Annotated in this window: 12 protein-coding genes; 7 read left to right on the top strand and 5 right to left on the bottom strand. The window is 71.0% G+C overall.

Features of this window, described 5'->3' with window-relative positions; genetic code table 11:
* Positions 1-59 precede the first annotated feature (59 nt).
* Positions 60-1,205: a hypothetical protein gene (locus ACZ5K7_RS14595; protein ID WP_351693195.1), complete on the top strand. Its 1,146-nt coding sequence runs from the start codon at positions 60-62 to the stop codon at positions 1,203-1,205.
* 91 nt (positions 1,206-1,296) lie between these two features.
* On the opposite strand, the gene ACZ5K7_RS14600 is transcribed toward ACZ5K7_RS14595, so the two are convergent.
* Positions 1,297-1,989: a TetR/AcrR family transcriptional regulator gene (locus ACZ5K7_RS14600; protein WP_351693192.1), complete on the bottom strand. Its 693-nt coding sequence runs from the start codon at positions 1,987-1,989 to the stop codon at positions 1,297-1,299.
* A 172-nt stretch (positions 1,990-2,161) separates the two neighbouring features.
* On the opposite strand from ACZ5K7_RS14600, the gene ACZ5K7_RS14605 reads away from it, so the two are divergent.
* Positions 2,162-3,421: a prolyl oligopeptidase family serine peptidase gene (locus ACZ5K7_RS14605; RefSeq protein WP_468913445.1), complete on the top strand. Its 1,260-nt coding sequence runs from the start codon at positions 2,162-2,164 to the stop codon at positions 3,419-3,421.
* Positions 3,422-3,433: 12 nt separating this feature from the next.
* Here the strand turns inward: ACZ5K7_RS14605 and ACZ5K7_RS14610 are convergent, their stop codons facing one another.
* A complete protein-coding gene (locus ACZ5K7_RS14610; RefSeq protein ID WP_468913902.1) occupies positions 3,434-3,601 on the bottom strand; it encodes a zinc-binding dehydrogenase in 168 nt (55 codons plus the stop codon).
* Between the two features lie 67 nt (positions 3,602-3,668).
* Positions 3,669-4,463 carry an SDR family NAD(P)-dependent oxidoreductase gene (locus ACZ5K7_RS14615; RefSeq protein WP_468913447.1) on the bottom strand — a complete coding sequence of 265 codons (795 nt, stop codon included), beginning with the start codon at positions 4,461-4,463 and terminating at the stop codon, positions 3,669-3,671.
* Between the two features lie 153 nt (positions 4,464-4,616).
* Between ACZ5K7_RS14615 and ACZ5K7_RS14620 the strand changes: the two genes are divergently transcribed.
* On the top strand, positions 4,617-5,258 hold the full coding sequence (locus tag ACZ5K7_RS14620) for a TetR/AcrR family transcriptional regulator (RefSeq protein WP_468913449.1): 642 nt from the start codon (positions 4,617-4,619) through the stop codon (positions 5,256-5,258).
* A 57-nt stretch (positions 5,259-5,315) separates the two neighbouring features.
* On the opposite strand, the gene ACZ5K7_RS14625 is transcribed toward ACZ5K7_RS14620, so the two are convergent.
* On the bottom strand, positions 5,316-6,056 hold the full coding sequence (locus ACZ5K7_RS14625; protein WP_468913451.1) for a 3-oxoacyl-ACP reductase family protein: 741 nt from the start codon (positions 6,054-6,056) through the stop codon (positions 5,316-5,318).
* A 247-nt stretch (positions 6,057-6,303) separates the two neighbouring features.
* On the opposite strand from ACZ5K7_RS14625, the gene ACZ5K7_RS14630 reads away from it, so the two are divergent.
* Complete coding sequence (locus tag ACZ5K7_RS14630) at positions 6,304-7,401, top strand: glutamate--cysteine ligase 2 (protein ID WP_468913454.1); 1,098 nt, start codon at positions 6,304-6,306, stop codon at positions 7,399-7,401.
* Between the two features lie 48 nt (positions 7,402-7,449).
* Here the strand turns inward: ACZ5K7_RS14630 and ACZ5K7_RS14635 are convergent, their stop codons facing one another.
* A complete protein-coding gene (locus ACZ5K7_RS14635; protein ID WP_468913458.1) occupies positions 7,450-8,103 on the bottom strand; it encodes a class I SAM-dependent DNA methyltransferase in 654 nt (217 codons plus the stop codon).
* 260 nt (positions 8,104-8,363) lie between these two features.
* Here ACZ5K7_RS14635 and ACZ5K7_RS14640 point away from each other — a divergent pair, with 260 nt between their 5' ends.
* From ACZ5K7_RS14640 to ACZ5K7_RS14650, 3 genes are all read left to right on the top strand, one after another.
* Positions 8,364-9,581: an amidohydrolase gene (locus ACZ5K7_RS14640; protein WP_468913460.1), complete on the top strand. Its 1,218-nt coding sequence runs from the start codon at positions 8,364-8,366 to the stop codon at positions 9,579-9,581.
* A gap of 332 nt (positions 9,582-9,913) precedes the next feature.
* Positions 9,914-10,945 carry a BMP family lipoprotein gene (locus ACZ5K7_RS14645; protein WP_351693168.1) on the top strand — a complete coding sequence of 344 codons (1,032 nt, stop codon included), beginning with the start codon at positions 9,914-9,916 and terminating at the stop codon, positions 10,943-10,945.
* Positions 10,946-11,192: 247 nt separating this feature from the next.
* The gene (locus tag ACZ5K7_RS14650) at positions 11,193-12,239 is read left to right on the top strand and encodes a BMP family lipoprotein (protein WP_351693165.1); all 1,047 of its coding nucleotides are present in this window, start codon (positions 11,193-11,195) and stop codon (positions 12,237-12,239) included.
* The last annotated feature ends 93 nt before the right edge of the window (positions 12,240-12,332 follow it).

A 12,332-nucleotide genomic window follows, 5' to 3' on the forward strand; every position in this document is an offset into this window, starting at 1 on the left:
ACCGCTGAGATCCTGAAGTTACGTCTGTTGTGTTACGACGACGGGACGGTCGTACGTCGATGAGCCCCCGCGCCGGGAACCCCGGCCCCCACACACTCGCGTTCGTCGAGAGTCCGGTGCAGCTGCTGAACGTGCTGGAGTGGGCGCATGTCCACGCCCTGCGCGGGGCGGTGGACCCGCTGCCGACGGTGCCCTCGCAGGCCCGCCGCGCATCGGTCGCCATATCGGCGGCGGCACCCGGCGCGGAACTCACGATCGTCGTCCTGTCCCCGACGGACCCCATGACCCGGGGCCAGCTGCGCCGTATGGCGGACCTGGCCCGTGACGAGGGCTACCGGGTCCGCTGGGAGGAAGCCCGGGGCGGCACCACCGCCCCCTTCCACACGATCGGCGGCCTGGCGGGTTCCCTCCGCCGGGCCGACCGGATCGTGATGGGGGATCCTTTCTCCCGTTACGTACAGCTCCTGCTGACGATCACCCGCGCCCGTGACCTGGTCGTCGTCGACGACGGCACGGCGACGATGGAGTTCGTCGCCCAACTGGCGCGCGGCGAACGCCTGGTCCGCTGGCACCGCAAGGGCGGCCGCCCGGGCGCCCGGGACCTGCTCTTCGCCCCCGTCTCCTCCTCGGCCCGGCGCCGCCTCACGCCCAGCGACCGCCGCCGGGTGGAGGTCTTCTCCTCCATGCCGGTGACGGAGACCCCGGCGGGAGTGACGGTCACCGCGAACGACTTCGGCTGGACCCGGGCCCGCTTCGGCCCGCCGCGCATCACCAAGGGCGCCGACATGGTCGGCACGTCCCTGGTGGAGACCGGGGTGGTGGACGGCGACCGCTATCTGGAGGCCGTCCAGAGCCTGGCGAAGGCACACGGCGCGACGCGCTACTTCGCGCACCGCAGGGAGAGCACGGAGAAGCTGCACCGCCTCGCGGGCGAGACGGGACTGGAGATAGTCCGCCCGGACCTCCCGCTGGAACTGATCGCCCGCCGCGGCCCGATCGGCCGTACGATCCTGAGCTTCCCCTCGACCGTCGTCCACACGCTTCCCCTCGCCCTGGTCGGCACGGGCGTCCGCGTCGCGGTCTGCGACATCGACCCGGCGTGGCTGACGGAGAACGCGTCGCCGCGCGCCCAGGGGTTCCTCTCCGGGGTCACCGGCACGGCGAAGGACGTGCACCGGCTGACGGCGGTCACCAGCCTGGCGTAGCCGGCTGGGCGGGTGATCCGCCGGGGCGGGTGTGGCCGGCGGGGCGGGCGGTCGGCCGGCGGGCGGTGGTCAGTCGGCCGGCGGGCGGTGGTCAGTCGGCCGGCGGTGGGCCCTTGCGCGGGCCGAAGCCCGCGCCCGGCGGGGTCATGTGCTCGCCGAAGCCGCCGCCGGGCAGCGGTTCCGTGTGCTCGGGGCGTGCGCGCAGGCCGTCCAGTAGCAGCCGCAGATAGCGCCGCCACAGCTCCGGCTGACCGCTGCGATCGGTGACCGCCCCCAGCATCTGCTGGATCATCACCAGGTCCCAGGGCTCGGCGTCGGCGCGCAGGACGCCCTGCTCCCTGGCCCGCTCGACCACGCGATCGACGTGGCCCTTGATCCGCTCCCCGAACTCCGACCCCCGCGGCGCTGTCCGGTCGGTGCCGAGCAGCACCTCGCGCAGACCGCGGTCGAGGGCGTGCAGTTCCGCCACCCGCTCCAGGCTGGTCGCCAGCCCCCGCCAGGCGTCGGGATCCTCGGCACCCTCCCGCGTGGCCTCCTCGACGCGGCCCAGCATGTCGTCGAAGACCGCGTCAATCAGCGCCTCCTTGTTGGGGAAGCGCCGGTACGCCGTACCCACCCCGACCCCCGCGTGATGCGCGACGTCGTCCAGGGTCGCGCTCAGCCCGCGCTCACGGAACACCTCGCGGGCGGCGGCGACGAGACGGCGGCGGTTCAGCTCGGCGTCGCGCCGCAGCCGGGGCGCGCCGGATCCGCCCGACTCACCCGATGCGCGGGGCGGCGCCATACAGGGGTCTCGCTTTCGGAAGGCGTGTGATCGTCGGCCCACATCGTACTCACCTCGGCAGACACAAACCGGAGATGGCATCTCCGGTTCGTGTTACAGTGACGGCCCGGTGAATCCGGAGATGTCATCTCCACTTAATGCCGCCATGCGCCGTCTACGGGAGATTCCTGCGATGCCTCGACCTGTCACACCCCGAACACCGCCCCGCCGCCGGACGGGCGCCGCCCTGGCCACGGCGACGCTCCTGGCCGCGCTCGGCCTGACCGCCTGTGGATCCGACGACTCGACAGACACGGCGTCCTCGGCGTCCGGATCCGCCTCCCCTGCCGCCTCCGCCTGCCCGGCGGACACGGCGGGGATACCGCAGGGTCAGGGCGGCGTGCCGTCCGGGAGCGCGGGAACGGGCGCGCAGAGCCTCGGCCAGGCCAAGACGATCAAGAAGACCGACAACAGCACCAGCACGGTCATCGACCCCGAGGGCGCGGCGATCACCTGCGACACGTCGACGCTCACGACGACCGACGACATCACCTACTCCTCACCGACCACCAAGGGCGCCACCACCGACCTGAAGCTCGACATCCAGGTGCCCAGGACCTCGGGCAGGAAGCCGCTGGTGGTGTATGTGACGGGTGGCGGCTGGCAGTTGGCCGACCGCACCGGCAACCTCGCCCAGCGCACCTACATCGCCGACCAGGGCTATGCGGTGGCCAGCGTCCAGTACCGCACCGTGGCCGACGGTGCCACCTACAAGGACGCCCTCGCCGACGTGAAGTCCGCGATCCGCTATCTGCGCGCGCACGCCGGCACCTACGGCATCGACACGGACCACGTCTTCGTCTGGGGCCAGTCGGCGGGCGGCTACCTCGCGGCGATGACCGGTGTCACCAACGGCGACAAGACCTACGACACCGGCGGCGACCTCGACCGGAGCAGCGAAGTCCAGGGCGTGGTGGACGAGTTCGGCCCGGCCGACCTCTCGAAGCTGGCCGCCGACTACGACCGGGCCGCCCAGGACAGCAACTACGCGGCGGGCAACGCCTCCGCGCAGTGGGTCTACGGCCCCGGAACCGGCAAGTCGGTGAAGCAGTACACCGCTCAGGTGGCCGCCGCCGACCCGGCCACCCACATCTCCTCCGCCACACCGCCGTTCCTGCTGATGCACGGCAGCGCCGATCCGCTGGTCTCGCCCAGCCAGACGCTCAACCTCTTCACCGCGCTGAAGGGCAAGGGCGTCGACGCCGAACGCGTGGTGCTCACGGGGGCGGGCCACGGCGACGTGAGCTTCGGGGCGGCGATCTCCGGCGCCGCCCCGGGCGCCTCGGCCTCGGCCTCCGGCGGCTCGTCCGCGGCGGCGGACGCGAAGCCCTGGTCGACCAAGGAGACGATGGGCTACATCAAGGACTTCCTGGCGAGCCACTCCCGGTCGTAGCGCTCACCGAGATCACGGTCTTGCCGCGGGCGTGCCCCCTTCCACATGGCGCACGCCCGCGGCGGCGTCGTCCAGCGGATACGTCCGGTCGACCACCGGGGTGAGCCGGCCCGCCTCCAGGAGCGCGGTCACGGCGAGGAGATCCTCGTGGACCGGGCCGTCCGGGACCGCGGGGAGGATCGGCCAAAGCCGCTGCCGGGCCCGCGCAGGCCGGGTCGTGGCGGCGCCGGCGCCGGCGCGGGGCCTGTCAGGCGAGGGTTTCGCCGCCGTCGACGGTGAGGATCTGGCCGGTGACGTAGTTGTTCGCCATGAGGAAGAGGGCGGTGCCGGCGGCTTCCTCGGCGGTGCCGAAGCGGCCGACGGGGACGGCGGAACCGGCGGCGGTGACCGCCTCGTCGGAGTCCAGCCCCGGCAGCGAGCGCAGCAGCGGGGTGTCGATCCGGCCGAAGCGGACGGTGTTCACGCGCACGCGGACGGGGGCCAGCTCCACGGCGAGGGCCCTGGTGAGGGTCTCCACGGCGCCGGCCACCGACAGCGGGGCGGCCATGCCGGGGAGGGGGCGGGCCACGAGGATCCCCGAGCTGAACGTGAGCGAGCCTCCTGCCGGAAGCCGGGACGCCGAGGTGCGGGCGATGGCGAAGGACCGCTGGAGGAGGGAGTCGAAGGTCGCACGGAGGTCGTCGGCCGACAGCGCGGTCACGGGCCCCCTGCCGCTGAGGCCACCCGCCGTGACGAGCACATGGTCGACGTGGCCCGCCCGGTCGAAGGCCTCGGCGAGGACCCGCTCGTCCCCGCCGTCGCCGGCGACGGCCAGTACGGCGTCGTCGGGGTCGTCGGCGCGGTTCGCGTCCCGCACCCGGGAGACGGCGGCCTTCAGCCGGTCGGGGTCGCGGCCGACCAGGACGACGCGGGCGCCGACCGAACGCAGCAGGAGGCCCGCCGCCAGTCCGATGCCGGAGCTGGCGCCGACGAGGACGGCGGTGGTGCCGGAGAGGCCGCTGGACAGCGGCGAACGGACGGGGATGGGAGGTGCGGTGGTCATGCGAGGCCTTCCGATCGATCGAGCGGGCCGTGAAACCGCGGCACGGTGGACGCATGGAACAGCGGCGCGGTGAAATAAACCATCTGGTTGTTTTACTGATGCCGATACTGCCGCTCGGGCGGACCGGAGTCAACCGGATGGTTTAATTCGGCCATGGCCTATGACGCGGAGGACACCAGACGGCGGATCTTCGCCGCCGCCGCAGCCGAGTTCGCCGAGCGTGGGCTGGCGGGCGCCAGGGTCGACCGGATCGCGACCGCCGCCAAGGCCAACAAACAGGCCATCTACCTCTACTACGGCGGCAAGGAAGAGCTCTTCGCCGCCGTCGTGCGGGCGAAGCTGGAGGAGGTCTGCGTCTCCATCTCCATCGATCCCGACGCGGTCGCCGAATCGGTCGGGGAGATGTTCGACTGCTATCAGCAGCATCCGGAGCTGATCAGGCTGCTCATGTGGGAGGCGCTGGAGGCGGGCGACGAACCCGGGGAGGGCGCGCGGGGCCGCCGTGACGCCTTCCGCGAGAAGACCCACCGGCTCGTGGCCGGCGGCGTGGCCGGCGACCTCCCCGAAGAGGCCCGCGTCCGCGCCGCCCAGGACCTGCTGTTCACCCTCATGGGCCTGATCTCGTGGAACTTCGCGGTGCCCAAGATGTGCCGCATGGTCCTGGACGAGGACACCCACGAGGCGGCGCTCACCCGCCGCCGCGCCACAGTGATCGAAACGGCCCGCACACTCGCGACGGCGGCGGGATCGCTCCAGACGGGAGCCCGGCGTCCGCAGAGCGGATCAGGCCAGTAGTCCGACCACGCCAGGTCTCCCGTCGGACAGGGCGGTCGGGTGCGCCCTCACGCGGTGTCAGGCCGTGAACCCTCCGTCGACGTTGATCGCCGCTCCGGTGATGTACCCACCGTCCGCGCTCGCCAGGTGGGCGACGGTGGCGGCGATCTCCGCCGCGTCCGCGTAGCGGCCCAGCGCGGTGAACCCGGCGATCGCCGACGCGTCGGGGCCGTCGGCGGGGTTGGAGTCCGTGTCGGTGGGACCGGGGTGCACCAGGTTGACGGTGATACCGCGCGGGCCGAGTTCCCTGGCCAGGCCCTTGGTCATTCCGGCCAGGGCCGTCTTGCTCATCGCGTACAGGGCCAGGCCCGGGAAGACCGCGCGCTCCGCCACGTTGCTGCCGATACTGACGATGCGGCCGCCCTCGCCCATGTGACGCGCCGCCGCCTGGGATGCCACGAACGGCGCCCGGACGTTCACCGCCAAGGTGCGGTCGATCTCCGCCGCGCCCAGGTCCTCGAGCGGGCCGACGAGGAACGCCCCTGCGTTGTTGACCAGGACGTCCAGCCTGCCGAACGTCTCGACGGTCAACTCCACCGCCGCGGCCAGTCTCTCGGGGACCGCGCTGTCGGCCTGGACGGCCAGCGCCCGGCGACCACCGTCCCTGATCCGCTTCACCACCCCGTCGGCGAGCGCCGCGCTGTTCTCGTACGTCAGAGCCACGTCGGCGCCCTCCTCGGCCAGCCGTAGAGCCACGGCAGCGCCGATACCCCGGCTTCCGCCGGTCACCAGGGCCACAGTTCCTTCGAATCGATTCATGGCGACGAGCATCGCGCCGCCCACCGCGGAACACTGGCGCAAAACGGACCTCGTGGTCGGCGCCTGCCTACTGGGGGAGTCGCGCCGTTTCCAGACGGCGGTTGTTGCCGGCCCATGGGACGGGGTGCACGGATTCGCCTCGCGTTGCCGGTGCCGCTGCGGCAGGTGTCTCCCCGGCCGGCGGGGGAAGTCGGGGGGTGCGGAGGCTGCCGCGTTCGGTGGTGGCGCGGACGGAGGGTGGGATCGCGTGCGTACCGTCGGAGTGGAGGAGGAGCTTCTGCTCGTCGACCCGGAGTCGGGGGAGCCCAAGGCGTCGGCGGCCGCGGTGCTGGCCCGGGCCGCGCTGGTGGACCCGGGGCAGGGCGTGTTCGAGAAGGAGCTGTACGGGCAGATGCTGGAGTTCGCCACCCAGCCGCAGTCGGAGATGACGGACCTGGGAGAGGAGATCGTGCGGTGCCGTAAGGAGGCCGCGCGGCTCGCCGGGGAACTCGGGTGTGCCGTTGCCGCGCTTGCCAGCTCGCCGCTGCCGGTCAGCCCCTCCGTCAGTGTGAACCGGCGCTACCAGTGGATGGCCGAGCAGTACGGGATCTCGACTCGTGAGCAACTGGTCTGCGGGTGCCATGTGCATGTTTCCGTGGAGTCGGACGAGGAGGGGGTGGGGGTTCTGGACCGGGTGCGGGCCTGGCTGCCCGTGCTCGTCGCCGTCAGCGCCAATTCCCCCTTCTGGCAGGGCCGGGACTCCGGGTACGCCAGTTACCGCAGCCGGGTGTGGGCACGCTGGCCGTCCGCCGGACCGGCCGAGCTGTTCCGGTCCGCGGAGCGGTACCACCGGCTGGTCACGGACATGGTGGCCACCGGCGTCATCCTGGACGAGGGGATGGTCTACTTCGACGCCCGGCTCGCCCGGCGCTTTCCGACCGTGGAGATCCGGGTCGCCGATGTCTGCCTGCGCGCCGGGACCGCCGTGCTCGTGGCCACGCTGGCCCGCGCCCTCGTGGAGACCGCCGCGCGGGAGTGGCGGGCCGGACAGGAGCCCGTCGATCACGGCGTGGCGCTGGCGCGGATGGCCGGCTGGCGCGCCGCCCGCTCGGGGCTCGGCGGGGAACTGCTGGACCCCGTCACGCTGCGGCCCCGGCCGACGAAGGAGGTACTGGACGCCCTGCTGGCGCACACCCGGGACGCCCTCGCGGACAGCGGCGACCTGGCGATGGCGGAAGAGGGCGTCCAGCGGCTGCTGAGGGACGGCAACGGCGCCGACGAACAGCGGCGGCTGCTGACGGACACCGGCAGCCTGCGGGACGTCGTCACCGAGTGTGCGAGCCGTACCCAGGTCGCTCAGCTCTGATGTCTCCGGTCGCCTCTGATGTCTCCGGTCGCCGCGCCCCCGGTACGGTCAGGGCTTGCGGGCCAGTACGAACGCCCGCGGCCACTTCTCCTCGTCCAGCGGCTCGCGGATCAGGGTGGCCGCCACCTCCAGGCCCGCCTTGGCGAGCATGTCGCCCACCGCGTACGCCGGCCGCCAGTAGTAGCGGAGGTCGATCTCGTGGCCGAAGCGTTCGGTGACGTGCAGGCCGGGCTGTTCGCCCTTCTGGAAGGCGAGCAGGACATGGCCGCCGGGGACCAGGGCGCGGTGGAAGCCGGCGAAGGTCGCCGGGAGGCGGTCGTCGGGGATGTGGATGATCGAGTAGAGGGCGAGGATGCCGCCCAGGGCCGCGTCGGGCAGGTCCAGGGACGTCATCGAACCCCGGTGGAAGCGCAGCGCGGGGTGGGCCTCGCGGGCCAGGGTGACCATGGCGGGGGAGAGATCGATGCCGAAGGCCGGGACCCCCAGCTCGTTCAGGTACGCGGTGATGTGGCCGGGGCCGCTGCCCAGGTCGGCCACGGGGGCGGTGCCGTTCGCCTTCACCAGCTGGGCGAAGGCGGCGATCAGGGACAGGTCCACCGGCCGGTCGGGGAGGCCGGGGTAGGCGGCGGAGTAGTCCTTCGCGATCGCGTCGTAGGACGTACGGGTGGTTTCTATGAAGTCGGTCGTCTCCGAGTCCGTCACGGTCGCGCACGCTACCGGGCGGGCGTGCCGCGCGTGGCGAAGTCGCCGTTCCGGCCCGGTTCCGTTTCGGTACGTGGACAGAAACGGCGTGATTGCCGTGCAGCGTGGTATCCGTGGAAGAGGAAACATAGGTTTTACCCAGCCACGTCCGAGGTCATGCCATCGCGGTCAGATTTTCTTCCCCTAACGGGCTGAACTTTTGTTGATCTCGGGGCAGTTGACCCCCCGGGCGTCCTACCCTTCAGAGGGTGAACCAATTGATGTCCCTAGAGTCCGAGGCCGACCTCCCAGGGGATGTGCTCCCCGGTGTGCTCAGCGAGGAGCTGCACGCCGAACTCGTAGCCTTCCGGCGCGACCTGCACATGCACCCCGAGCTAGGCAACCAGGAGTTCCGCACCACGGCCGCGATCAAGGAACGGCTGGAGAAGGCCGGTCTGAGGCCGCGGGTGCTCTCCATGGGAACCGGGCTCATCTGTGACATCGGGCCCGAGGCCGGCGGGCTGCCCGTGCTCGCCCTGCGCGCCGACATCGACGCCCTGCCGATCCCGGACATGAAGACCGAGTGCGCCTACCGGTCCACCGTGCCGGACCGGGCGCACGCGTGCGGGCACGACGTGCACACGGCCGTGGTGCTGGGCGCCGGGCTGGTCCTCGCCGAGCTGCACGAGCGGGGGCTGCTGCCGCGGCCCGTACGGCTGCTCTTCCAGCCCGCCGAGGAGGTGCTGCCCGGCGGTGCCGCCGACGCCATCCAGAGCGGGGCGCTGGACGGGGTGGGGCAGATCATCGCCGTGCACTGCGACCCCAGGGTGGACGCGGGGCGGATCGGGCTCAGGAACGGCGCCATCACCAGCGCCTGCGACCGCATCGAGGTGGCGCTGGACGGGCCCGGCGGGCACACCGCCCGGCCGCATCTGACCACCGACATGGTCACCGCCGCCGCCCGGGTCGCCGTCGACGTGCCTGCGCTCATCGCGCGGCGCGTGGACAGCCGCAGCGGGCTCGCCGTGACCTGGGGGCGGATCGAGTCCGGGCACGCGCCCAACGTCATCCCGCAGCACGCCGAGCTCTCCGGGACCGTGCGGTGCCTGGACCTGACCGCCTGGCGGCAGGCCCCGGACGTGGTGCACGCGGCGATCGACGAGGTCGCGACCCTGCACCGGGCCAAGTCCGAGATCAACTACGTGCGCGGGGTGCCGCCGGTCGTCAACGACCCGGTGGTCACCGAACTGCTGCGGGACGCGATGACCGCCCGGCGCGGCACCGACTCCATCGAGACCACCGAGCAGAGCCTCGGCGGCGAGGACTTCTCCTGGTACCTGGAGCATGTGCCGGGCGCGCTGGCGCGGCTCGGGGTGCGGACGCCCGGCGAGCGGACCGTGCGCGACCTGCACCAGGGTGACTTCGACGCCGACGAGCGGGCCATCACGGTCGGGGTGGAGCTGTTCACGGCCGCCGCCCTCATCGACGCGACCCGCTAGCGGGACGGCGGCAGTCGTATCGACAGGCTGGAGAAACGGTCACCTGGCCCCAGGGGACGAAGGCGCCCGATCGGTGCCCCTTCGTCCCCTTGTGTCACCCCGGCGTAACCCGGGATCTCTCCTTGTAACCCGGGGTCGGCACGGTTCGATAACGGCAATGAGAAACCCCGTTCCCCTTCCCTTCTACGCGCGTTACTGTGCGCCGGAATCGCCACCACAGGTGGCCGATTGGGGAAGCGGGCCGGTGACGGTGCCGTGGGGACGAAGGGGTGCTTGCTGTGCGTTTTGTCTCTAGGGGAATCTCTCGCAGGACGAGGGTCTCCCAAGCCGCGGTGACCGTCGCCGTCATCGCCCTCGCCGCCGCCGGATGCGGTAAGTCCAGCCAGGACAGTGGTGACACCGCGACGAACTCGTCCGGCAAGTACAACGGCAAGGGCATAGGCCTTGCCTACGACATCGGCGGCAAGGGCGACCAGTCCTTCAACGACGCCGCCTACGCCGGCTTCCAGAAGGCCGAGAAGGAGTTCGGCATCGGCGGCTCGGACATCGAGCCGCAGGACGGCGAGTCCGACGCCGACAAGGTGCAGCGCCTCAACACGCTCGCCAAGGCCGGCTACAACCCGATCATCGGGGTCGGCTACTCCTACGCGCCCGCCGTCAAGGAGGTCGCCGCCAAGTACCCGAACATCACCTTCGGCATGATCGACGACTCGACGATCAACGAGAAGAACGTCGTCGACATGGTCTTCGCGGCCGAGCAGTCGTCGTACCTCGCGGGTGTCGCGGCCGCCTCGGCCACCAAGAAGGACCACATCGGCTTCATCGGCGGCGTGGACATCCCGCTGATCCACACCTTCGAGGCCGGGTTCGACCAGGGCGCCAAGTCGGTCAACCCGAAGATCAAGATCGAGTCGCAGTACCTGACCCAGACCGCGGCCGAGGGCGGCTTCTCCAGCCCGGACAAGGGCAAGACCGCCGCCCAGGGGCAGATCGACTCCGGTGCCGACGTCATCTACCACGCGGCCGGTCTCTCCGGTCAGGGCGTCATCGAGGCCGCCGCCACCGCCAAGGTGTGGGCGATCGGCGTCGACTCCGACCAGTACGCGCAGGACGCGCTCGCCAAGTACAAGGACTACATCCTCGGCTCCGCGCTGAAGAACGTCGGCGGCGCGGTGTACGACCTGGTGAAGTCCGTCTACGAGGGCAAGCCGGAGAGCGGTGTCGTCAACGGCACCCTGAAGACCGGCGGGGTCGGCTTCGCGGACACCAACCCGAAGTACAAGGCCCTCACCAAGGTCGTCGAGGCCGTCGACAAGGCCAAGCAGGACATCATCGACGGCAAGGTCACCGTCAACACCAAGTGATCCGGCATATATAAGCGGCCGGGTGAGCCGGCCGGCCGTACGTACGACCGGCTGAGCGCCGCCGTTGCAGTCCCCGCGCCCCTTGCCTCCTGCAAGGGGCGCACTGCTGTCCGTCACCATGGACGGTGACTGTGGCCACAGCTAGATAACGGACCGGACATTGGGGGTTTTCCGGTTCGTCTACGCGCGTTACGCTGCCGCGGAACCAGCGCCTGGTTTGGGCGCTTGCACAAAGGAGTCAAGTTCCATGCGCCGGGTGTCCCGTATCGCGGTTGCAGGCGTTGCAACCGCAGCTCTCGCCGTCACAGTCTCCGCCTGTGGCAGCTCCTCCACCTCGTCCTCCGCGAGCAAGGGCAAGGACCTCGGTCTGGCTCTCGCCTACGACGTCGGCGGGAAGGGCGACCAGTCCTTCAACGACGCCGCGACCGCCGGCATGGACAAGGCCGACCAGCAGTACGGTTACAAGTCCTCCGCCGTCGAGCCGCAGGACGGCGAGTCGGACGCGGACAAGGCGCAGCGCCTGGAGACCCTGGCCAAGGCCGGCTACAACCCGGTGATCGGCGTCGGCTACTCCTACGCGCCGGCCGTCAAGGAGGTCGCGGCGAAGTTCCCGAAGGTCACCTTCGGCATCATCGACGACAACACCATCAAGGCCGACAACGTCGCCGACCTCGTCTTCCACGAGGAGCAGGCGTCCTACCTGGCCGGTGTCGCCGCCGCCAAGGCCACCAAGACCAACACCGTCGGCTTCGTCGGCGGTGTGGACGTGCCGCTGATCCACAAGTTCGAGGCCGGCTTCGAGCAGGGCGTCGCGGACACCAAGAAGGGCGTCAAGGTCAAGTCGCAGTACCTGACCGAGACCGCCGCAGAGGGCGGCTTCTCCAGCCCCGACAAGGGCAAGACCGCCGCGGACGGCCAGATCGACGCCGGTGCGGACGTCGTCTACGCCGCCGCCGGTCTGTCCGGTCAGGGTGTCATCCAGTCGGCCGCCGCGCACAAGGTGTGGGCGATCGGCGTCGACTCGGACCAGTACAAGCAGGACGCGCTGGCCAAGTACAAGGACTCCATCCTCACCTCGGCCATGAAGGACGTCGCGGGCGCGGTCTACAACCTGGCCAAGTCCGTCCACGACGGCAAGCCGGAGACCGGCGAGATCCGCGCCAGCCTGACCACCGGCGGCGTGAGCCTGTCCGACTCCAACCCGGTCTTCAAGAACAACGCCGCCATGCAGGCCGCGATCAAGAAGGCCGAGGACGGCATCAAGAGCGGTTCGATCACGGTCAAGACCTCCTGACCCAGGGGTCATGACCGTGTCGTAGGCATGGTCAAAGGCGCGCCGTAATGGCAGCGTTACGGCCACGGAACGGGGTGCGGGCAGGATCTTCCT

The organism is Streptomyces sp. NPDC031497 (assembly GCF_055580905.1).